This is a genomic window from Luteibacter sp. (assembly GCF_009912395.1).
GTDB lineage: Bacteria > Pseudomonadota > Gammaproteobacteria > Xanthomonadales > Rhodanobacteraceae > Luteibacter.
The window spans coordinates 149,071-171,465 of record NZ_WNDO01000009.1; the positions used below are offsets into that span (position 1 = coordinate 149,071).

Consider the following 22,395-nt stretch of genomic DNA (forward strand, 5'->3'; position numbering starts at 1 on the left):
ATGAAAGCGGCCGCGCCTGCGGCCGCTTTCCCATGGCAGGTCAGTCCAGCGACGCCGCCGGCCCGAAGAACTCGTATTTCGCACGCGCATCCGGCACGCCCAGTTCGCGCAACGCGTCGCGCACGTTGCGCATGAATGCCTTGGGTCCAAGGAAGTACGCATCCATGGCATCGGGATGCGGCAACCATGCGGCAAGCAACGCACGATCGAGGAAGCCCGAGGCGTTAGGCTCCGGATCGCCATCGCGCAGCGTCTCGTAGCAGTAGTAACGCTTCAGGTTCGAATGGCGCGCGGCCAGCGCATCGATGGTGTCGCGGAAGGCATGCGCGCCACCGTGGCGCGCCGCATGGATGAAATGGATCCGCCGCTGGGTCGCCAACGCCTGTTCCAGCATCGCCAGCGTCGGCGTAATACCCACGCCACCGCTGATCAGCACGAGATCGCGCTCGCTGTCTTCCAGTGTGAAATGACCGGCCGGCGGAAACAGCTCCACCGTATCGCCCACGTGCACGCGATCGTGCAGATGGTTGGACACGACGCCACCCGGCTGGCGCTTGACGCTGATCCGATAGCCCTTGCCATCGGCCGCTGCCGACAGCGAATAGTTGCGGCGAAGATCTTGTCCATCGACGCTCAATCGCAGGCCGATGTACTGGCCTGGCACATGCGCCATGACGGCACCACCGTCTTCTGGCTCCAGGCGGAACGACGTGATCTCGTCGCTCTCCCGCGTCTTCGCCACCACGCGGAAGGCGCGACCGTCGCGCCAGCCACCCGGCGCGCTCGCTTGCTGATCGTACACCGCCTCTTCGGCATTCGCGAGGATATCGGCAAGTTGGCCATACGCCGCGGCCCACGCGTCAATCACCGCCTCGGTGGCGATCTCAGGGCCCAACACCTCGCGGATCGCACGCAACAGGCACGCACCGACGATGGGGTAATGCTCGCGGCGGATACGCAGCGACACGTGCTTGCTCACGATCATGCCGACCATGTCGCCCAGCGCGTCGAGGTGGTCGATATGTTTCGCGTACATCAGCACGCCGTTGGCCAGCGCGCGCGGCTGGTCGCCGGATAGCTGGTTGGCCTGGTTGAAGTACGGACGCACCTCGGGATACTCGCCGAGCATGATGCCGTAGAAGTGCGTGGTAAGCGCCTCGCCGCCGGTTTCCAGCAGCGGCACCGTGGCGCGGACGATGGCCTTGTGTTCGTGGGAGAGCATGGACGTACCTTCGTGTGGTCGTGGGATGCTCTCTTCCATCCACATCCCGTGCCAGCCCCCTGCGACCTTTTGGATCAATACGTTATTCATCGACCGAGTCATAATGACTTCCATCCGGACCGGGTCGTAACGACTCGCACCGAGGTCAGAATGACGACATCCACCCACATCCTCGCGTCCCTGCTTCCCCTCGTGGACGACCTCTCCCGCGACTTGCCCGAAGCCGAGCGTTATCGCCGCCTGCTCGAAGCCCTGCGCGGCCTGGTCGCCTGCGACGCCAGCGCGCTGCTTCGTCTGGAAGGCGACGAACTCGTGCCGCTGGCCGTGGACGGTCTCAGCCCCGACACGCTCGGCCGCCGCTTCCGCGTCGCGGACCATCCGCGCTTCGCGACGCTGCTCGCCAGCGACGAACCCACGCTGTTCCCCGCCGACAGTCCGCTGCCCGATCCCTACGACGGCCTGGTCACCGCCGAACCGCACTTGGACGTACACGACTGCATGGGCTGCCCACTGCATGTCGACGGCAAGCCCTGGGGTCTCGTTACGCTTGACGCTTTGGAAGCCGGCCGCTTCGACACCGCCGACCTATCCATCCTGCGCGCCTTCGCCAGCCTCGCGGCCGCGACGGTCGCCGCCAGCGAACGCATGCACGGCCTGCAACGCGACGCCGAAAGCTTCCGCCTCGCCGCCGGACAGGCCCCCGTGCGTCGACTGACCGGACGCAGTTCCGCCTTCCGCCGCCTCGTCGACGACATCGCCACCGTCGCGCACAGCGATCTCACCGTGCTGATCCGCGGCGAGACCGGCACGGGCAAGGAACTGGTCGCGCAGGCGATCCATGCCGCATCCTCGCGCGCCAACCGACCGCTGATCGCCGTGAACTGCGCCGCGCTGCCGGAACACCTGCTGGAAAGCGAACTGTTCGGCCATGTGCGCGGCGCGTTCTCCGGCGCGATGACCGACCGTCGCGGCAAGTTCGAGCTGGCCGACCACGGCACGCTCTTCCTCGACGAAGTCGCCGACCTCTCCCTCGCCGCACAAGCCGCCCTGCTGCGCGTCATGCAAAGCGGTCAGCTGCAACGCGTGGGGTCGGATCGCGAGCATCGCGTGGACGTACGCATCATCGCCGCCAGCAATCGCGACCTCGCCGACGAAGTCCGCGCCGGCCGCTGCCGCGCCGACTTCTACCACCGCATCAGCGCCTACCCGCTCACCGTCCCCGCGCTGCGCGAACGCGACACCGACGTGCTGTTGCTCGCCGGTGGCTTCCTCGAAGAAAACCGCGCACGCCTCGGCCTCACCGGCCTGCGCCTGTCGCCTGAAGGGCAGATAGCGATCCAGGCCTGGTCGTGGCCAGGTAATGTACGCGAACTGGAGCACACCATCGGTCGCGCGGCGCTCAAGGCGCTGGCACGCATGGGTCGCGACAAAGCGGTGACGATCGACACGGCCGACCTCGATCTGTCTATCGCGCCAGCGGAACCCGCGATCGCAGAAGCTCCGCGCGAAGCCAATGCGCTTCCCTTGCGCGCAGCACTCGCGCTCTACGAGCGTCGCCGCATCGAAGACGCGCTGCAACGCGGCGAAGGCAACTGGGCTGCCGCCGCACGTGAACTGGGCATCGACCGAGCTAACCTGCGCCGATCCGCCACGCGGCTTGGTATCGGCTAATGACGGCATCAAGCTTTCTTGTAGGAGCGTGCTTGCACGCGATGCAACGTTACCGCGAGCCCCATCGCGCGCAAGCGCGCTCCTACAAAAGCAGAGCCCGGCTGATCTGTAGGAGCGTGCTTGCACGCGATCCCGCGAAGCGGGCCAGATTGCCGCTGCCGCGGGTCGCGCGCAAGCGCGCTCCTACAAGGCCACCGTAACGTTCGGAAGCCGTCGGGCCGCCGCCGGGGCGCGACTTGAGGAGCCGAGGGTAGGTGGTCGAAGAAGGCCGCGCAGCGGTGGCGGTCAGGATGACCGCCATTCCTCGCCGAGGCAGGATGCCGAGTCGAGGAACCTCGACCACCTGCCCGAGCCCGAAGGGGCGCAGCCACAAGACATGGGCCGCGTAGCGGCCAACCTTTCCCGAGGGACGGCGGAGCCGGCGCGCCCCGGCGGTGGCCCGACGGCTCCACCGCCACGCCCGAGCGCCGCGCGCGACGCCGCAGGCGAGCCACCCCCTACGAAGCAGCCGCTAAAAACACGAGCTGCGCAGCAGCTAACCGCTTACTTCGGCAAGGCGTAAGCGATCACCCAATCGCCCTGCTTCGTACCCAGCGAACCATGTCCGCCCGCCGTCACGAGGATGTACTGACGACCGCTCGCATCGGCATAGCTCATCGGCGTCGCCTGCCCACCGGCCGGCAGGCGCGCCTCCCACACCTTGCGGCCCGTGCGCACGTCGTAGCCACGCACGTAGTAATCCAGCGTGCCGCTCAGGAAGGTGACGCCACCACCCGTGGTCAGCATGCCGCCGAGACTCGGTACACCCAGCGGCATCGGAATCGGCAGCGGCGCGCTGTCCACGATGGTGCCATTCCGGTGACGCCACATCATCCGACCGGTGCCCAGATCCACGCCCGCGACATAACCCCACGGCGGCGCCTGGCAGGGAATGCCCAGCGGCGAAAGGAACGGCGACAACTCGATGGCGTACGGCGCACCCTTGGCCAGCTTGATGCCTTCCGTCTCGCTCTTGGATTCCTTCACCTCCACGTTCGCCAACTCCTCCTTCGGAATCAGCTTCGACTGGAAGGCCATGTAGCTCGGATTGATCAGCATCAACTGCCGCGTGGGATCAACCGACACGCCACCCCAGTCGAACACGCCGAAGTTACCCGGGAACACCAGCGAACCCTGCAACGACGGCGGCGTGAACATGCCTTCGTAACGCAGCGAACGGTAACGCACGCGGCACCACAACTGGTCGAGTGGCGTGGTGCCCCACATATCCTTCTCGCGCACGTCCGGCGGCGCGAAATTCAGATCGGACATCGGCTGCGTCGGCGACGTATGGTCGCCCGCCACCGCACCCTGCGGACGCTCCACCTCGCGAATGGGCACGATCGCCGTACCATCGCGACGATCCAGCACATACACGCTGCCCTGCTTCGTCGACGCGATCAGCGCGGGCTTCATTCCGTCGTTGGTCTTGAGATCTATCAGGGTCGGCTGGCCGCCGATATCCATGTCCCACAGGTCGTGGTGGGTGAACTGGTAATTCCACTTCACCTTGCCCGTCGCGATATCCAGCGCCACGATGCCCGCGCCGTACTTCTCCGACGTGGGTGTGCGATCCCCGGCGAACTGGTCCGGCGTCTGGTTGCCCATCGGCAGGTAGACCATGCCCAGGTCTTCGTCGACACTGAAAACCGACCAGACGTTCGGCGAGTTGCGTGTATACGTTTCGCCGGTCGCGATCGGTGCGGTGTCGTCCGGTTTGCCCGGATCCCAGTTCCACACGAGATGACCATCGTGCACGTCGTAGGCGCGGATCACGCCCGACGGCTCGTTGGTGGATTCGTTATCGGTGACATGGCCGCCGATGATGACCAGGTCGCGGGTCACGGCCGGCGGCGAGGTGGAGTAGTAACCGCCCGGCGTGAACGGACCGATGTTCGCGCGCAGGTCCACCGTGCCGTCCTTGCCGAAGTCCGTGCACGGCTTGCCGCTATCGGCGTCCAACGCGATCAGGCGCGCATCGGCGGTCGGCAGGAACAGGCGACGCGGGCAGGTCGCGGATACATTGGCCGGTGCCGGCAGCGGTGCCGTCGATGCGGGAGCCGGTACGCCCGCGGCCGTCGTGGCCGGGGCCGGAATCACCGCCGAGGCGTATTTCATGTCGTCGTGGTACGAAACGCCACGGCAGGTCATGTGTTCCCAGTGCTTGAAGCCCACCGGGCTCTGCAACTTCGGATCGAACTCCCAGCGCTTCTGGCCCGTCGCGGCATCCACCGCGATCACGCGGCTATGCGGCGTGCAGAGATAGACCGTGTCGCCAATCTTCAGCGGCGTGTTTTCCGCCGTGGTCTCGGTCGGATCGTCCGGCCCCGGCACATCGCCGGTCTGGATCTTCCAGGCCACCTGCAACTGGCCGACGTTGTCCGGGGTGATCTGGGTCAGCGGGGAATAGCGCTGTCCGTAAGGCGAGCCGCCGTAGTCGGTCCAGTCGCCGTCGGGGCGCATCGCGCGGTCGCCCTGCGGACCGGTGACATCGGCCATCGGCAGTTCGCCGGGAATGTCCCGTTCCGGATGCAGCACACCCGCCACGCCCACCGCCGCCATGACGAGCAGGCCCAGAAACAGGATGCCGCCACCCGTACCGCGTGCGCTGGCGTAGAAACGCTCCCGGTTGAGGCCACGACGCGGCCAGGGCAGTAGCAACCAGAGGCCCAGGGCGAACCAGACGTCGAGGCGGGTCAGCAGCTGCCACCAGTCCAGCCCCACTTCCCAGAATGCCCAGCCGGTGGTGGCGATCAGCAACAAGGCGTAGATCGTCACCGCCGAGCGTTGCCTGAGCAGGAGCAGCAGAGCCACCAGCACGGTGATGACACCCGCGACCAGGTAATAAACCGACCCGCCCAACCGGACAAGTTCGATCCCTCCCCACACCAGCGCGGCACCGTACAGTGCGAAGACGAGCGCGGTGAACAGCGTCGCCGGATGGAAACTCCTGGTTCGATTCATGGCCTCACCTTGGAACGACCGCCCCTGGACGGATGAAAGGTTGGCCGTGGGGGCGTGAATCCCAGGTGGAGACGCGAAAGCTCAGTCCGTGGCGTTTCCGGCCAGTTCGGCGATCATCGCCTCACGCATAAGGTATTTCTGCACCTTGCCGGTCACCGTCATGGGGAAGGCGTCCACGAAACGCACGTGCTGCGGCACCTTGAAATAGGCTAGCTGGCGACGGCAATGCTCGCGGATGGCCTCCTCGGTCAAGGTCGCACCCTCGCGCAGGCGAACCCAGGCGGCGACCTGCTCGCCCAGCCGGGGATCGGGCACGCCGAAGACCTGCACTTCCTGGATGTCCGGATGACCGTAGAGGAATTCCTCGATCTCGCGCGGATAGATGTTCTCGCCGCCGCGGATGATCATGTCCTTGAGCCGGCCGACGATGCGGCAGTAGCCGTCCTCATCGAGAGTCGCCAGGTCGCCCGTATGCATCCAGCGAGCGGCGTCCAGCGCCGTCCGCGTCGCCAGTTCGTCACCCCAGTAGCCGCGCATCACCGAATAGCCCCGGGTGAGCAGTTCGCCCGTCTCGCCACGCGGCACGATATGGCCCACATCGTCCACGACCTTCACTTCCACGTGCGGATGCACACGACCCACCGTGGAGACACGCAGTTCCAACGGATCGTCGGTGACGGTCTGGAAACTCACCGGGCTCGTTTCCGTCATGCCGTAGGCGATGGTCACCTCCGCCATGTGCATCTCGTCGACCACGCGCCGCGTCACCTCGATGGGGCATGGCGAGCCGGCCATGATGCCGGTGCGCAGGCTCGACAGGTCGAACTCGCCGAAGCGCGGATGCTCCAGTTCGGCGATGAACATCGTCGGCACGCCGTGCAGGCCCGTGCAACGTTCCTCTGCCACAGTTTCCAGCGTCGCCAGCGGATCGAAGCCCTCCCCCGGAATCACCATGCAGGCGCCATGCGTCACGCAGGCGAGGTTGCCCAGCACCATGCCGAAGCAGTGATAGAAAGGCACGGGAATGCACAGGCGATCGACCTCGGTAAGACGCATGGCCTCGCCGATAAAGAAACCGTTGTTGACGATGTTGTGGTGCGTGAGCGTGGCACCCTTCGGCGCGCCCGTGGTGCCAGAGGTGAACTGGATGTTCGCCGGATCGTCGAACGACAGGCGCTTTTCGACCACCGCCAGCGTGGCGCGCGATGCGTCGTCGGCGACGATGTCGGACCAGCGCAAGGTCCCCGGCTCGGCGATGTCGTCGAGCAGGATCACATGACGAAGGCCGGCAAGCTCCGCGCGTACCGAGGCGAGGATCTCCAGGTAATGCGAACTCTTGAATGCCCGCGGCAGGATCAGCGCACGGCAGCCGACCTTGTTCAACGCGTAGGTCAGCTCATGCGAACGGTAGGCGGGGTTGATGTTGACCAGTACGAGGCCGGCCTTCGGCGCGGCGAACTGCGTCACCACCCACTCGGCGCGATTTGGCGCCCAGATACCGACGCGATCGCCCGGCTCCAGCCCCAGCGCCAGCAAGCCGGCTGCGACACGTTCCACTTCGGCATGGAACTGCCGGTACGTCCAGCGCACGCCCTGCTGGCGTACCACGAGGGCGGGACGGTCGGGCCAGCGGGCGGCGACGCGGTCGAGCAGTTCGCCGACGGTCTCGCCGAGCAGGGGCGTCGCGCTCGCGCCGTGGACGTAGCTGGGGGTGGGGGGCATGCGGGGCCTCGTGCTTCGGGAGGCCTTCGACCATACGGGATCGCGCGCAAGCGTGCTCCTACAGAAGCGTGCTTGCGCGCGATGGCCTCAGCGCGACACCAGCTCGGCGATGACATCGTCCAACCCGGTCTCACCCTTGACCGACGTCGTGCCGAAATCGATCCAACCCTCGTTGAAGCCATCGATCATCCGCATGCGCGGTGTCGGATGGCGCATGCCCTGCGCCTGGAAGCGCGCCTCCCAGGTATCGCGCGGCACGACGCGAGCCACGACGTCGCGACCCAGCGCGCGCGCGAACGCGGCGGCGATGTCGTTGGGGCTGGTGCGCACGGGGCCTTCGAGCTCGACCACGCGTACGCCATCCCACGATTCATCGAGCAGCTTCGCCGCGAGGCGGCCGATATCCTTCGTCGCCACCATCGCGATGGGGCGATCCAGCGGCTGGAGGTAGCTTTCGATCACACCGTGCTCGCGGGCCGACGACACGTCCCACTGCGAGTTTTCGAAGAACCAGCCGGCACGGAGAAACGCCACCGGCATCGGCAACGCACCCAGCACGGCCTCCATGCGACCCAGCTGCGACAGCAGGTTTTCTTCCGCCGCCTCCGCGCCGATGGTGGACAGCACCACGACACGCTTCGGCTTCGCCACGGCCAGCGCGTCACGGATCGAGGCGATGGTGCGGTTGGATTCCGGAAAGCCCTCCGAGGGGTCGAACTGCGGAGGCAACAGCACGAATACGGCATCGCAGCCGCGGAAGGCGTCGGTCAGGGCGACGGTATCGTCCAGTTCGGCGACCGCCAGCGTGGCGCCACGCTCGACGAAACCCCGGGCTTTCTCAGGGCTGCGCACGACGGCGCGGAAGGGACGGCCGGCGGCGAACAGGGCCTCGGCAAGCGAGGCTCCGACCTGGCCGGTGATACCGGTGATGGCGTACATGGCGTTTCTCCGTGGGGGATGGAGAAAGGTTAGGCATCCGCGATCCATGACTGAAGCGACGCAGCGGTACGTCTTCAATGACTTTCGATCACGACCGAGGCGTCTCGGCACACATCTTCCTAACGTGCCGGGGGGTATTCCTTCACGCACCCCAACCCAGAGGAGCCCACCTTATGAAGAGCACCCTCGTTGCCGGCCTCGCCTTGGCACTGACTCTGACCGGAGGCGGTGCCTCCGCCATGCAACTGGACAAGCTCGGCGGCCTGCTGGGCAAGGGCGGCGGTGGCGATTCATTCGCGTCGGGCAGCATGGGCAATGCCGCCGGCATCATCCAGTACTGCGTCAGCAACAACTATCTGGGCGGCGACAGCGGCGCCAGCGGCGTGAAGGACCAGCTCATCTCCAAGCTCGGCGGCGAGTCCAAGCAGAAGCAGGACATGGGCTTCGTCGAAGGCCAGCGCGGCCTGCTCAACGACGACAAGGGCAAGACGATCCTGGACCTGGGCAAGGAGAACAAACAAAGCCAGGGCCAGGCCGGCGACCTGAAGGCCCAGCTCACCCGCAAGGTCTGCGACACGGTGTTGAAGCAGGGCAAGAAGTGGGTCGGGATGTGATGACGCGCCTGTTGGGGTGCCGCGGCATGCCCGATCGCGCGCCAGCGCTTCCGTCAATTCCGCCACGCCATAGGGTTTCACGATGATCGCCGTGCGGGCGTCGCGGTGGATCTCGTTGGCCGCGTGGTCGCCCGTGGCGTAAATCACCGGCAGGTCGGGACGGGTCTCGCGGGCCCGCTCCACCACCTCCACGCCGCTCAGGCCCGGCAGGCCCACGTCGGCCAGCATCACGTCGATGACTTCGGTAGCGTAGACGCGCAGCGCCTCGTTGCCGTCGCCCGCCTCGAACACGGTGTGCCCGCGGCTTTCCAGCATCTCGGCGATCGACAGGCGGATCAGCGCGTCGTCTTCCAGCACCAGCACGCGCAATGGGCCATGACGCGGTGGTACCGGCATCGCGGGCGCGGGCGCCTCGCTCGACGCCGTGCGCGGCACGCGACCGGACAGCACGTGGCGCACGCGACGGGCCAGGGCCTCGCGGGTGTAGGGCTTGCTCAGCAGCTCCACGCCCTCATCCAGGCGGCCGCCGTGGACGATGGCGTTCTCGGTGTAGCCCGAGGTGAACAGCACAGCGATGCCCGGCTGGCGTTCCACCGCCTTGCGCGCCAGCTCGGGGCTGCGCAACGGACCGGGCATCACCACGTCGGTGAACAGCATGTCGATCGCGATGCCGCTCTCGATGATGGACAACGCGCTCTCGGCGTCACGCGCCCGCAGTACGCGGTAGCCCAGGTCGGCCAGCATGCCGACCACGGTCTCGCGCACGGCGTCGTCGTCCTCGGCCACCAGGATGGTCTCGTCGCCACCACGGACCTCGCCGCCGTCCAGGTCGACGATGCGGTCTTCGGTCTGCGTGGAGCGCGGCAGGTAGATCCGCACCGTCGTACCGTGGCCGGGCTCGCTGTAGATCTTCACGTGGCCGCCGGACTGCTTCACGAAGCCGTAGACCATCGACAGGCCCAGGCCAGTGCCCTGGCCCTCGGGCTTGGTGGTGAAGAAGGGCTCGAACACATGCGGCAGGATCGCGGCCGGGATGCCGCCGCCGGTGTCGGTCACCGCCAGCATCACGTACTGGCCGGGGCGCAGGTCGCCGTGGGCCGTGGCATAGGCGTCGTCGAGCAGGGCGTTGCCGGCCTCGATGGTCAGCTTGCCCTGCCCGTCCATGGCGTCGCGCGCGTTGATCGCGAGGTTGAGCAGGGCGTTCTCGACATTGGTCGGGTCGATCAGGGTGTTCCACAGGCCGCCCGCGATCACGGTCTCGACCTCGATGGCCTCACCCAGGGCGCGGCGCAGCAGTTCGTCCATGTCGCGGACGAAGCGGCCGATGTTGACCACCTTGGGCGCCAGCGGCTGGCGACGACCGAAGGCCAACAGCTGGGCGGCCAGACGGGCACCCCGGGTGACGCCCGCCATGGCGTTGGCCACGCGGCGCTCGGCCCGGGTGTTGCCGTTGACGTCAGCGGTCAGCAGCTGGAGGTTGCCGCTGATCACCTGGAGCAGGTTGTTGAAGTCGTGGGCGACACCACCGGTCAGCTTGCCGATGGCGTCCATCTTCTGGGCCTGGCGCAGCTGGTCCTGGGTCATGTCGATGGACGGGTCCAGGCGCACGGCGTCGAGCGAGCGCAAGGTGCCGATCACGCTGCCCGTCCCCCAGGGCTCCAGGGCCACGCGCCAGATCGAACCGTCGGCCGTCCGCAGTTCCAGCTCCCGAGGGCCGTCATCGGCCACCAGAGCCGCCCGAAGGCGGTCGGCGTCGCCGGGGCTCCACAGTCCCAGGAACCCGGCCACACCCAGCCGCCCCCGCGCCCAGGCGTTGGCGTACAGCAAATCCCCGGTCGGGGTGAGGGCCACGACGCCGAAAGGCACGGCGTCGAGCGATTGGGCAAGCAGTGAGTGGTCCTGCAACTCGAAAGAAGAGGGCATCTAGCTTGGAATCCTTGTGGCGGAACGGTTGGCGACCGCGAAGTCTAGCTTCGTTGCAAGGCCAACTTTGTGTAGACGATCTTCACATCTTATTGACGTCTATCGGTGCTAGAGGCCGTCGGAAGCCCCCTTCCGGCCGGCTGGCAGCGTGTCGGCCCCGCCGATCAAGGACATACGAACTGACCCTACATATTGTGTTGACCTACCCTCTCCCCGCCTATATCGTGTGTCTCGCTGGTGTCCGAACTGGTCAGAAAATGACCGTCGGATGTGAGGGAATCCGGTGCAAATCCGGAACTGCCCCGCAACGGTAAGTGGAGACGGTCCCGTGGATCGCATCGCCCCTTCGGGAGGCGGCGAGAGGCGGGATGGCCGGGTCGAAAAGCCCCTGTCCACGAGTCCGAGTACCTCCCAGCGGTCGGTGCCACGCCGGCATCGATGAATGTGGTGGCGGCTTCCGCGGGGAGGTACGTCGCGGACGGGAGTCCCTGAACGCTCCCATCCCCGGCCTTTCCGCGACGCGCTACCGCGTCGAGCCCCGTTTCGAGGGAACGGGTGTTTGGATACAGGCCCTGGGGCACGCCACACATGACCACGATGGATTCCGCAGCGCGCGAGCGCACCGAGACGGCCGCCGAGACGACCGCCACCCCCAACCCTGCCGCCGAGAAGGCGCCCGCTGCCGGCTACCGCAACGACGCCCCGCCGGCGTTCACCCTGACTCCTCCCCATAGCCCCGGCCAGATGCGCGTGAAGAAGCGCAACGGCGGCCAGGAAACCGTTGACGTCAACAAGATCGTGCGCGCGGTGACTCGCAGCGCCGATGGCCTGTTCGCGGTCGATCCGATGCGCGTTGCGCTGAAGACGATCGGCGGCCTGTACGACGGCGCCACCACCCAGGAACTCGACCAGCTGTCGATCCGCACCTCCGCGGCGCTCACCGCCGAGGAACCGGAATACGGCCAGCTCGCCGCGCGCCTGCTCTCGGCGTTCATCGACAAGGAAGTGGCCGGCCAGGAAATCCAGTCGTTCTCGCAGTCCATCGCGACGGGCTCCGAGCTGGGCATCCTGAACGAGCGTCTGCGCGACTTCGTGCAGACCAACTCGCGCAAGCTCAACGACGCGATCGACACCACCGCCTCGCGCCGCTTCGAGTACTTCGGCCTGCGTACGGTCTACGACCGCTACCTGCTGCGCCACCCGACCAAGCGCTTCGTCATCGAGACGCCGCAGTACTTCTTCATGCGCATCGCCTGCGCGCTCGGCGGCAACGACGTGACCGAGACGCTCGAGCTGTACCGCATGCTCTCGTCGCTGGAATACCTCGCCAGCTCGCCGACCCTGTTCAATGCCGGTACGGCGCACGAGCAGCTATCGTCGTGCTTCCTGCTCGACTCGCCGCAGGACGCGCTGGAATCCATCTACGCCAAGTACGGCGACGTGGCCCAGCTGTCGAAGTTCGCCGGCGGCATCGGCCTGGCCTACTCACGCATCCGTTCGCGCGGCTCGCTGATCAAGGGCACCAACGGCCACTCCAACGGCCTCGTGCCGTGGCTGAAGACGCTCGACGCCTCGGTCGCCGCCGTGAACCAGGGCGGCAAGCGCAAGGGCGCCGCCTGCGTGTACCTCGAAAGCTGGCACGCCGACATCGAGGAATTCCTCGAGCTGCGCGAGAACACCGGCGACGACGCCCGCCGCACGCACAACCTGAACCTCGCCAACTGGGTGCCGGACCTCTTCATGCGTCGCGTGGAGACGGACGGCGACTGGTCGCTGTTCGATCCGAAGATCGTGCCGCACTTCGTCGACACCTGGGGTGCCACCTTCGACGCAGCCTACGAGAAGGCCGAGGCCGAGGGCCTCGCCGTCAAGTCGATCAAGGCGCGCGAGCTGTACGCCCGCATGCTGCGTTCGCTGGCGCAGACAGGCAACGGCTGGATGACTTTCAAGGATCGCTCCAACGCGACCAGCAACCAGACCGCGCGTCCGGAAAACGTCATCCATCTGTCGAACCTCTGCACCGAGATCCTCGAAGTCACCAACGAGAACGAGACCGCGGTGTGCAACCTCGGCTCGGTGAACCTCGCCCGCCACGTCGTGGACGGCGTGTTCGACTTCGAGAAGCTCTCCACCACCGTCCGTACGGCGGTGCGCCAGCTCAACCGCGTGATCGACCTCAACTTCTACCCGATCGCCACCGCGAAGACGGCGAACGTGAAGTGGCGCCCGGTCGGCCTCGGCGTGATGGGCCTGCAGGACGTCTTCTTCAAGCTGCGCCTGCCGTTCGACTCCGACGAAGCCCGTACGCTGTCCACGCGCATCCAGGAAGAGATCTACTTCCACGCGCTGTCGCAGTCCAACGAGATCGCCGAGCGTGACGGCGCCCACCCGGGCTTCGACGAAAGCCGCGCCGCCAACGGCGAGCTGCAGTTCGACTACTGGCCGGCCGCTACCCCGAATGGCAAGGACGAACGCTGGGCCGAGCTGCGCGCGAAGATCAAGCAGCACGGCCTGCGCAACTCGCTGCTCATCGCGATCGCGCCGACCGCCACCATCGCCTCGATCGCCGGTTGCTACGAGTGCATCGAGCCGCAGGTGTCCAACCTATTCAAGCGCGAAACGCTCTCGGGCGACTTCCTGGTGGTGAACCGCTACCTCGTCGACGAACTGAAGACGCTGGGCCTGTGGACCGCCGAAGTGCGTGACCAGATCAAGCTGGCCGAAGGTTCGGTGCAGGGCGTGACCGCCATCCCCGCCCAGCTGCGCCTGGTGTACCGCACCGTGTGGGAGCTGCCGCAGAAGGCGCTGATCGACCTCGCCGCCGCTCGCGGTGCGTACATCGACCAGAGCCAGTCGCTGAACCTGTTCATGGAAAACCCGAACATCGGTCAGCTGTCGTCGATGTACATGTACGCCTGGAAGTCGGGTGTGAAAACCACCTACTACCTGCGTTCGCGTCCGGCTACCCGTATCGCCAAGACCACGGTCAGCGCCTCGGTTTCCGCACCGGTCGCCCCGGTCGTTGACGCCCAGGAAGAAGCCACCGCCGCAGTGTTCTGCTCGCTCGAAAACCCCGAGTACTGCGAAGCCTGCCAGTAACACGCACCACCCGCGGGACGGCCGTGCGGCCGTCCCGCTCCATTTCGATGCTGGCGCGTAGCGCGCCGCTCACCCGCTGAAAGAGGTACCCCGATGTCCGCCGCCCCCATCACCCGCGATGCCCACCTGCTCGATCCCGGCTTCGAACTGACGCTGCGTCCGATGCGTTATCCGAAGTTCTACGAGATGTATCGCGCCGCGATCCGCAACACCTGGACGGTGGAAGAAGTGGACTTCTCGCTCGACGTCACCGACCTGAAGTCGAAGATGTCCGATGCCGACCGCCACCTCATCCATCGCCTCGTGGCCTTCTTCGCCACCGGCGACACGATCGTGTCGAACAACCTGGTGCTCAACCTGTACCAGCACGTGAACTCGCCCGAAGCGCGCATGTTCCTCTCGCGCCAGCTGTATGAAGAAGCGCTGCACGTGCAGTTCTACCTGACCCTGCTCGACACCTACATTCCGGAACCGTCGGAGCGCAACAAGGCCTTCGCCGCCATCGAGAGCATCCCCTCGATCCGCCAGAAGGGCGAGTTCTGCTTCAAGTGGATCGACTCCATCCAGGACATCAACCGCCTGGAAACTCGCGAACACCGCCGTCAGTTCCTGCTGAACCTGATCTGCTTCGCCGCGTGCATCGAAGGCCTGTTCTTCTTCGCCGCCTTCGCCTACGTGTACTACCTGCGTTCGCGCGGCCTGCTGCACGGCCTCGCCTCGGGCACCAACTGGGTGTTCCGTGACGAGTCCGGCCACATGGCCTTCGCCTTCGACGTCGTGCGCACCGTGCGCGAGGAAGAGCCGGATCTCTTCGACGAAGAGATGCGCATGCAGGTTGAGGAGATGTTGGAAGACGCCATCGCCTGCGAGACGCAGTTCGCCCAGGACGTCCTCTCGGGCGGCGTGGCCGGCCTCTCGGTGAACGACATGCGCCAGTACCTCGAGTACTGCGCCGACCAGCGCCTGGTTCAGCTGGACATGCCGAAGAAGTACGGCGCAAAGAATCCGTTCGACTTCATGGACCTGCAGGACGTCCAGGAACTCACCAACTTCTTCGAGCGCCGCGTCTCGTCGTACCAGGTGGGCGTGCAGGGCGAGGTCTCGTTCGACCAGTCGTTCTGATCCTGTCCCGCTTGTTGCGGGATAGCTCTTGTAGGAGCGCGCTTGCGCGCGATCCGGCCGTGGCGGCCAGGTTGCCGCTGCCGCGGGTCGCGCGCAAGCGCGCTCCTACAACTTATGCGGCGGTGCAGCATCCGCGATAGAATGGGCCTCTCCCCACGCTCATTCGCCTCCCCATGCTCCCCATCTCCCGCCCCACCGAGGCCCGCGTCCTCGAGATCGTCTTCCCCGACCACACCAACCACCTCGGCACGCTGTTCGGCGGCCAGGCGCTGGCATGGATGGACAAGGCGGCCTTTCTCGCCGCCTCCCGCTACTCGCGCAAGGTCGTGGTCACCGCCCGCTCCGAGCAGGTCGATTTCCACGTGCCTGTGCACAAGGGCCAGATGGTCGAGCTGATCGCCACGGTGCTTTCCGTGGGCCGCACGTCGATGAAGGTCGACGTGGCCATGTACACCGAAGACCTCATCACCGGCGCACGCGAACTGTGCACCCGCGGCACCTTCGTGATGATCGCGCTTGGCCCGGACCACAAGCCGGCCCCGATCGACCCGCCGCAGGCCTGATCCCCCTGTTGACTTAGAGCGCGCTCGAAGGCGTACGCTTTCGGGCATGCCCATCGCCCTGACCATCGCCGAGGCCGCGCAGACCAGCGGCCTCACCGCGTACACGCTGCGCTACTACGAGCAGATCGGCCTGATCGACCCGGTGCCTCGACGCAGCGGGCAGCGCGTCTACGGCGACACCGACATGCGCCTGATCGGCTTCGTGCAGTGCCTTCGCGCCACCGGCATGCCCATGCGCGACATCCAGGAATACATGCGCCTGCGCCGTCTCGGCGACACGCAGGACAGCATCCGGCTGCGCGGCGAACTGCTCGGTCGCCATGCCACGCACCTGCGCTCGGAACTGGTCCTGCTCACGGAAACGATCGACCGCCTCGACGCGAAGATCGCGAGGTACCGTGCACGCTATGTCACCGATGAGGCCCCGTCTTCCTCCTGCCAGACCACCGGCAAGATCCCCTCGAAACGAAGGAGAAACGCATGAAGACCCGCAAACTCGGCAAGCACGGCCCCGAGGTTTCGATCCTCGGCCTCGGCTGCATAGGCATGAGCGAGTTCTACGGCCCCGGTGACGAGAAGGAAAGCATCGCCACGCTGGAACGCGCGCTCGACCTGGGCATCACCTTCTGGGACACCTCCGACGTCTACGGACCGCACACCAACGAGGAACTGCTCGGCCGCGTACTCCAGGGCCGTCGCGACAAAGTGTTTCTTGCCACCAAGTTCGGCATCGTGCGCGATCCCAACGACCCCACCGTGCGCGGCGCCAACGGCCATCCGGACTATGTGCGCAAGTCGATCGACGCCAGCCTGCGCCGCCTGAAAACCGACCATGTCGATCTCTACTACCAGCACCGCGTGGATCGCAGCGTGCCGATCGAGGAAACCGTCGGCGCGATGGCTGATCTGGTGAAGGAGGGCAAGGTGCGCCATCTCGGCCTGTCCGAGGCCGGCGCCGAGACCATCCGCCGCGCGGCGAAGGTGCATCCGATCACCGCGCTGCAAAGCGAATACTCCCTGTGGACGCGCGATCCGGAAACCACCGGCTCGCTGGCCGCCTGTCGCGACAACGGCATCGCCCTGGTCGCCTATAGCCCCCTGGGCCGTGGTTTCCTCACCGGCGCGATCACCCGGCCGGAGGATTTCGCGGAAGACGACTACCGCCGCAGCAATCCACGCTTCACCGGCGAGAATTTCACGAAGAACCTCGCCATCGTGGAAAAGGTGAAGCAGTTCGCCGCCGACAAGGGCTGCACGCCCGGCCAGCTGGCGCTGGCGTGGGTGCTGGCCAAGGGCGACGACATCGTGCCGATTCCCGGCACCAAGCGCGTGAAGTACCTGGAGGAAAACGCTGGCGCCGCCGACGTGACGCTCAGCGCCGCCGAGGTGGCCGAGATCGACGCGGTGTTCCCGGCCGATGCCGCCGCCGGTTCACGTTACCTGCCGCACATGATGGGCTCGATCAACGCTTGAGCCCCGGCGACCTATAATGGCGGTTTGTTGCCAGCAGCAAACCGCCATGTCGTCTCCCGAACATTCGCCCCTGGGCAAGACCACGGTCTACGCCGACCGCTACGACCCCAGCCTGCTTTTCCCCATCCCCCGCCAGGGCAAGCGCGACGAGATCGGCGTCGCCGCCGGTCCGCTGCCGTTCCACGGCGTGGACCTGTGGAACGGCTACGAGTTGTCGTGGCTGGATGCTCGCGGCAAGCCGATGGTGGCCGTGGCCGAGTTCCGCTTTCCTGCCACCACGCCGAACATCGTCGAATCCAAGTCGTTCAAGCTATACCTGAACAGCTTCGCCCAGGAGACGGTGGCCTCCATCGAGGCGCTGCGCGAGACGCTCGTCCGCGACCTCTCCGCCGCCTCCGGCGGTCCTGTCGAAATCACCCTGCATACCCCTGAAGCGCTGCGCGGTACCCCGATCGGCGAGCCCGAAGGCATCCTGCTCGACACGATGACGCTGGATTTCGACAGCTACGGCCCGCCGCGCGCCGACTTCCTCGCCACCGGCGAGGGTGACGTGCGCGAGACGCTGGTGTCGCACCTGCTTCGCTCCAACTGCCCGGTGACCGGCCAGCCCGACTGGGGCAGCGTGCAGATCGCCTACACCGGCCGCCCGCTCGACCGCGCGGGCCTGCTGCGTTACCTGGTGTCCTTCCGTAGCCACACGGAATTCCATGAGCAGTGCGTCGAGCGCATCTTCATGGATATCCAGGCACGTTGCGCTCCGGAAGCGCTGACCGTGTACGCGCGTTACACCCGTCGCGGCGGCCTGGATATCAATCCGTTCCGCAGCACCGACGCGTCCCTGCGCCCGGAAAACCCGCGCGGCGCCCGTCAATGATGAATGGCGCATTCATGCCATCTTCATTGGTCTTGCCTTTAGTTGTGTAGCCTGTAACCTGCCGCGTCGAAGGGGATCGGCCCCACGCGCGTCCCTCATACCGACAAGTACTCTCCGGAATCCAGACATGAAGCTTTCCATGCGTTCGTCCGTCCTCGCCTCGGCCACCATCGCCGGTCTGCTGGTCCTCACCGCCTGCGGCAAGAAGGACGAACAGCAGAACGCCGCTCCGGCCCCGGCCTCCACCGCTCCGGCAGCCACTGCGCCGGCTCCGGCGTCCACCGCGCCCGCCGCCCCGGCTGCCGCCGGTACCGCCGCCGCTGCCCCGGCCGCCCAGCCGGCTGCCGCTCCGGCTCCCGCCGCTCCGACCGCCAGCGAGTCGCTGAAGGTCGGTTCGGTCACCCTCGGCAATGCCGTCGGCGCCGACAAGAAGGTCGCCAAGGCCAAGAACGCCTTCGCCCCGAACGACAAGACGATCTACGCCTCGGTCGCCACCGAAGGCAGCACCGCCGGCGCCACCCTGGCCGCCAAGTGGACCTTCCAGGACGGCGACACCGCCACCACGGTGAGCGACATCAGCCAGTCGATCAGCACGGATGGCCCGGCCGTCACCACGTTCAAGATCCAGAACCCGAACGAGTGGCCGGAAGGCAAGTACAAGGTCGTCATCTCGCTGAACGGCCAGGCCGTCGGCAACGAGGCCTTCGAGGTCAAGAAGAAGTAAGCCTTCCGCTCTTGCGGGATGCAAAAAAGGCGCGGCTTCGGCCGCGCCTTTTTTCTTTGCGGCTCTACACCTGTAGGAGCGCGCTTGCGCGCGATCGCGCGCAAGCGCGCTCCTACAGGGCGAGGAGGCCGTTTAGGGTGCCGTAGTCCAAAGCCTTCGGCTGCTCGACACCCAGCAACACCGCCGCACCCTTCGCCGCGCCGGCGTACGCGTCGATCGACAGCGCGATGCCCGCGCTCAGCCGCCGTACGCCCGCAGCGAACAGTTCCTCTCGTAACGGCAACCCCGGCACCAGCATCACATTCAGCGGCATGTCGCCGATGGCCGCCACCACGCGACGGATATCGTCCACGGCCTTGATCCCCGGCGCGAACAAACCATCGGCACCCGCCTCGCGATACAGCGCCGCCCGACGTACCACCTCATCCACCGCCGCGTCGCCCGAGGCGAGACCGCGCAGATAGACGTCCGTACGGGCGTTGATATACAGATCGCGCCCGCCCAATGCAGCGCGGATCGCCTTCAGCTTGACCACCAGCGCCTCCGGCTTACCCGCGCCATCCTCGATGTTGATCCCCGCCACGCCCGCATCGACCAGCGATGCCACGAAGCGCCCGACGCTGGCTGCGTCGTCCGAGCCACCCTCCTCGATATCCACGGTGAGCGGCAGCTTCGCCACGCGGGCGATGCGCTTCACCGCTGCGAGCATCTCGTCGGCCGGCAGGTGGTTACCGTCGGCCCAGCCGCAGGCCCAAGCGACACCCGCGCTGGTGGTGGCGATGGCGGAGGCCCCGGCATGCTGGATCGCCACGGCGCTGCCGGCGTCCCACGCGTTGGGCAGGACGAGCAGGCGGTCGCCGCGATGCAGTTCCCGGAAACGTTGCACGGACATGGGTCGCACTCCTTCGGAAAAGTCCGGCAACGATCCTCCTCTGAAGGCGACCTCGCAATATCCTTCAGTCGCGATGCCGTTTTGTGAGGGAGCCGCATAGGCCGGGTGAGATCCCGTCTCACCGCCTACAGACACGACCTTCAACACAGCGATGCTCGAATGGCCCCCGAACCCGGACGAACGAAAGCCGGGCCGCCCCACCACCCATTCGGAGACCATCGCCATGCTGCATTGGGCCGTTATTTTCTTCGTGATCGCGATCATCGCCGCGATCTTCGGCTTCACTGGCATCGCCGCCGGCGCCGCCAGCATCGCGAAGATCCTGTTCGTCGTGTTCCTGATCCTGTTCGTGCTTTCGCTGCTGTTCGGCGGTTTCCGCCGAGGTCCGCGCGTATAGCTCGAATCGCACCGAGTGACAGGAGAAGCGCCCCGGCCCCAGACCGGGGCGTTTTTTCATGCGTCAGTCGCGCAGCGTTTCGCGGAAGAACGCCCGCGTGCGCGCATTGGCCCGCGCCGCGTCGTCCGCATGGAAGTGCGCGCCGTTGGGCCGGGCGAAGGCGTGGTCGCGCCCTTCGTACACATGCACCTCGGCATGCGGGTTGTCGCGCAGGCCATTGACGACCGTGTCGATGGCCGTCCGGTCCATGAACTTGTCCTCGCCGGCCAGATGAATCAGCAACGGCGTCTTCGAATGCACGGCCCGGGCGACGAATTCGTCGGTACGGCTGCCGTAGTACTCGGCGGCGGCGTCCACGTTGCCGCGCGCGGCCGTGAGGAAGGTGAGCAGGCCACCGAGGCAGTAGCCCGTCACACCGGCACGGTCGCCAGCCTCCGGCAGGTCGCGCGCGGCGGCGAGCGTGGCTTCGATGTCGTCGACGGCCTTGTCCAGGTCGAGGCGGAGATAATAGTCGAGTGCCTGCTTCCAGTCGTCTTCGCTGTGCTCGGACAGCACGATGCCGGGGCGGAAGCGCCAGAACAGGTCCGGGGCCACCGCGAGGTAGCCTTCACGCGCCCATCCGTCGGCGATGCTGCGGATGCCTTCCGTAAGGCCGAAGATCTCCTGGACGACGATTACGATCGGCGCGGGTGTCACGGCGGGGCGGGCAACGTAGGCGTGGAAGGAACCGTCGGACGTGGTGACGGTGAGGGATTCGCTCATGGGTGACTCCAGGTGAGATGACCGGCCACCAAGGTAGCCACGCCTATGGCCGCGCGCAGTTGGCTAAACTGACGCCATGCATGGCAAAACTGACAACGTCGCGCTGGAGGTCGGCCTGGTGCTCTACCCGGGCGCCCAGGAAGCGGCCATCCGCGGCCTGACCGACCTGTTCCAGATTGCCGACCGGCTCGTGCGCCGGGACGACGGCGACGCACCGACCATGCTGCGGGTCAGCCATTACGACGCCGATGCGCGGCGGGTGTTCGATTCGTCGCCCGGAGCGCGAGGCACGCCCCAGGCACTTGTGCTGCCGCCCAGCGTGGACGATCCGCTGGCCGCGCGGTTCCATCCGCCCATGGCAACGTGGCTGCATGCGCGGCATGCCGAGGGTGCGTTGCTGGCTGGTGTGTGTTCCGGGGTGTTCGCGCTGGCGTCCTCGGGTGCGCTAGGCGGCCGGTTGGTCACGGCGCATGGGATGTACGCGAGGGAGTTATCGCGGCGGCATCCTGACGTTCGCGTGGATGCCGATCGCGGCCTCCTCGACGATGGCCCCGTCGTGACCGGTGCCGGTCTCATGTCATGGACGGCTGTCGGGTTGCGTCTGGTCGAGCGCTTGCTCGGCGCTCAGGCGATGCTCGATACCGCGCGATACATGCAGGTGGATCCGCCGGGGATGATGACACCGACGGCATATGTTTTCTCGCCGGATTTCGATCATGGCGACACAGCCATCCTTCACGTGCAGCATCGGTTGCATCGTGCAGGGACGCGCGGCATCGATGTCGCGACGATGGCGGCCGAGGCAGGGCTCGGTGAGCGGACCTTCCTGCGTCGGTTCCAGAAAGCGACGGGGATGAAGCCCACCGCGTATTGCCAACATCTGCGCGTGGCGGAAGCCTGCGCGATGCTCTCGAGTACGCGATGGTCCATCGACCGGATCGCCTACCTTGTCGGCTACGAGGACACTGGTTCGTTCCGGAAAATCTTCGCCCGCATCACTGGCATGTCGCCAGGCACGTATCGCGCTACCTGACCCAGACTCGTCGTTTCTGCGCACGCAGGAACCCAGCGCGGGGCAATCGGTTGTCGCGTCGCGGCCTCCTACGTAAAAGCCGATGCAGCGCCCTCTCGATGCTGGCGAACCGGGGCGCTGGGTTCCTGTTTTCACAGGAACGACGTGAGGTGATGTGTCGTTCCAGCGAACGCTGGAACCCAGCACTAGGCGGCCGGTTATCGCCTCGCGGCCTCCTACGCACAAGCCGATGCGACGCCCTCGCCATGCTGGTGAACCGAGACGCTGGGTTCCTGTTTTCACAGGAACGACGAGCTCGCGATCCGTCGTTCCAGCGCACGCTGGAACCCAGCGCGGTGCAATCGGTTATCGCGTCGCGGCCT

At 66.4% G+C, this 22,395-nt stretch carries 17 protein-coding genes and 1 riboswitch; of the genes, 10 read left to right on the top strand and 7 right to left on the bottom strand.

Annotated features, from left to right (window positions below; all coding sequences use genetic code 11):
* Positions 1–40: 40 nt before the first annotated feature.
* Positions 41–1,222: an NO-inducible flavohemoprotein gene (gene hmpA / locus GAK28_RS10545; RefSeq protein ID WP_291778320.1), complete on the bottom strand. Its 1,182-nt coding sequence runs from the start codon at positions 1,220–1,222 to the stop codon at positions 41–43.
* 150 nt (positions 1,223–1,372) lie between these two features.
* Here hmpA and norR point away from each other — a divergent pair, with 150 nt between their 5' ends.
* Positions 1,373–2,893: a nitric oxide reductase transcriptional regulator NorR gene (gene norR, locus GAK28_RS10550; RefSeq protein WP_291778323.1), complete on the top strand. Its 1,521-nt coding sequence runs from the start codon at positions 1,373–1,375 to the stop codon at positions 2,891–2,893.
* A gap of 543 nt (positions 2,894–3,436) precedes the next feature.
* Here the strand turns inward: norR and GAK28_RS10555 are convergent.
* The 4 genes from GAK28_RS10555 to GAK28_RS10570 all read right to left on the bottom strand — a co-directional run bounded on the left by GAK28_RS10555 (position 3,437) and on the right by GAK28_RS10570 (position 11,094).
* Positions 3,437–5,896 carry a membrane-bound PQQ-dependent dehydrogenase, glucose/quinate/shikimate family gene (locus GAK28_RS10555; RefSeq protein ID WP_291778325.1) on the bottom strand — a complete coding sequence of 820 codons (2,460 nt, stop codon included), beginning with the start codon at positions 5,894–5,896 and terminating at the stop codon, positions 3,437–3,439.
* Positions 5,897–5,977: 81 nt separating this feature from the next.
* Positions 5,978–7,618, bottom strand: coding sequence for an AMP-binding protein (locus tag GAK28_RS10560; protein WP_291778327.1), 1,641 nt, complete (start codon positions 7,616–7,618; stop codon positions 5,978–5,980).
* Positions 7,619–7,705: 87 nt separating this feature from the next.
* Entirely contained in the window at positions 7,706–8,557 is an 852-nt protein-coding gene (locus GAK28_RS10565) for an NmrA family NAD(P)-binding protein (RefSeq protein WP_291778329.1), read from the bottom strand.
* 290 nt (positions 8,558–8,847) lie between these two features.
* Positions 8,848–11,094 (bottom strand): response regulator, encoded by a 2,247-nt coding sequence (locus tag GAK28_RS10570; RefSeq protein ID WP_291778331.1) that lies wholly within the window; start codon positions 11,092–11,094, stop codon positions 8,848–8,850.
* Positions 11,095–11,312: 218 nt separating this feature from the next.
* A riboswitch (cobalamin riboswitch) is annotated at positions 11,313–11,525 on the top strand.
* Positions 11,526–11,682: 157 nt separating this feature from the next.
* On the opposite strand from GAK28_RS10570, the gene GAK28_RS10575 reads away from it, so the two are divergent.
* The 7 genes from GAK28_RS10575 (at position 11,683) to GAK28_RS10605 (ending at position 18,949) form a co-directional block, all read left to right on the top strand.
* Positions 11,683–14,193 (top strand): ribonucleoside-diphosphate reductase subunit alpha, encoded by a 2,511-nt coding sequence (locus GAK28_RS10575; protein WP_291778334.1) that lies wholly within the window; start codon positions 11,683–11,685, stop codon positions 14,191–14,193.
* Between the two features lie 93 nt (positions 14,194–14,286).
* Positions 14,287–15,315: a ribonucleotide-diphosphate reductase subunit beta gene (locus GAK28_RS10580; protein ID WP_291778337.1), complete on the top strand. Its 1,029-nt coding sequence runs from the start codon at positions 14,287–14,289 to the stop codon at positions 15,313–15,315.
* A 173-nt stretch (positions 15,316–15,488) separates the two neighbouring features.
* Positions 15,489–15,878, top strand: coding sequence for an acyl-CoA thioesterase (locus GAK28_RS10585; RefSeq protein WP_291778339.1), 390 nt, complete (start codon positions 15,489–15,491; stop codon positions 15,876–15,878).
* A 46-nt stretch (positions 15,879–15,924) separates the two neighbouring features.
* On the top strand, positions 15,925–16,362 hold the full coding sequence (locus GAK28_RS10590; protein ID WP_291778342.1) for a MerR family transcriptional regulator: 438 nt from the start codon (positions 15,925–15,927) through the stop codon (positions 16,360–16,362).
* The gene (locus GAK28_RS10595; protein ID WP_291778344.1) at positions 16,359–17,351 is read left to right on the top strand and encodes an aldo/keto reductase; all 993 of its coding nucleotides are present in this window, start codon (positions 16,359–16,361) and stop codon (positions 17,349–17,351) included. Before GAK28_RS10590 ends, GAK28_RS10595 begins: the two co-directional genes overlap by 4 nt.
* 46 nt (positions 17,352–17,397) lie before the next feature.
* Positions 17,398–18,225 (top strand): NADPH-dependent 7-cyano-7-deazaguanine reductase QueF, encoded by an 828-nt coding sequence (queF, locus tag GAK28_RS10600; RefSeq protein WP_291778347.1) that lies wholly within the window; start codon positions 17,398–17,400, stop codon positions 18,223–18,225.
* A 139-nt stretch (positions 18,226–18,364) separates the two neighbouring features.
* On the top strand, positions 18,365–18,949 hold the full coding sequence (locus GAK28_RS10605; RefSeq protein ID WP_291778350.1) for a hypothetical protein: 585 nt from the start codon (positions 18,365–18,367) through the stop codon (positions 18,947–18,949).
* Positions 18,950–19,061: 112 nt separating this feature from the next.
* Here the strand turns inward: GAK28_RS10605 and GAK28_RS10610 are convergent, their stop codons facing one another.
* A complete protein-coding gene (locus GAK28_RS10610) occupies positions 19,062–19,841 on the bottom strand; it encodes an isocitrate lyase/phosphoenolpyruvate mutase family protein (RefSeq protein WP_291778353.1) in 780 nt (259 codons plus the stop codon).
* 223 nt (positions 19,842–20,064) lie between these two features.
* On the opposite strand from GAK28_RS10610, the gene GAK28_RS10615 reads away from it, so the two are divergent.
* Positions 20,065–20,238 carry a DUF1328 domain-containing protein gene (locus GAK28_RS10615; protein ID WP_291778364.1) on the top strand — a complete coding sequence of 58 codons (174 nt, stop codon included), beginning with the start codon at positions 20,065–20,067 and terminating at the stop codon, positions 20,236–20,238.
* Positions 20,239–20,301: 63 nt separating this feature from the next.
* Here the strand turns inward: GAK28_RS10615 and GAK28_RS10620 are convergent, their stop codons facing one another.
* Positions 20,302–21,000: a dienelactone hydrolase family protein gene (locus tag GAK28_RS10620; RefSeq protein WP_291778355.1), complete on the bottom strand. Its 699-nt coding sequence runs from the start codon at positions 20,998–21,000 to the stop codon at positions 20,302–20,304.
* A gap of 76 nt (positions 21,001–21,076) precedes the next feature.
* Between GAK28_RS10620 and GAK28_RS10625 the strand changes: the two genes are divergently transcribed.
* Positions 21,077–22,033, top strand: a complete 957-nt coding sequence (locus tag GAK28_RS10625) for a helix-turn-helix domain-containing protein (protein WP_291778357.1) — start codon at positions 21,077–21,079, stop codon at positions 22,031–22,033.
* Positions 22,034–22,395 lie beyond the last annotated feature (362 nt).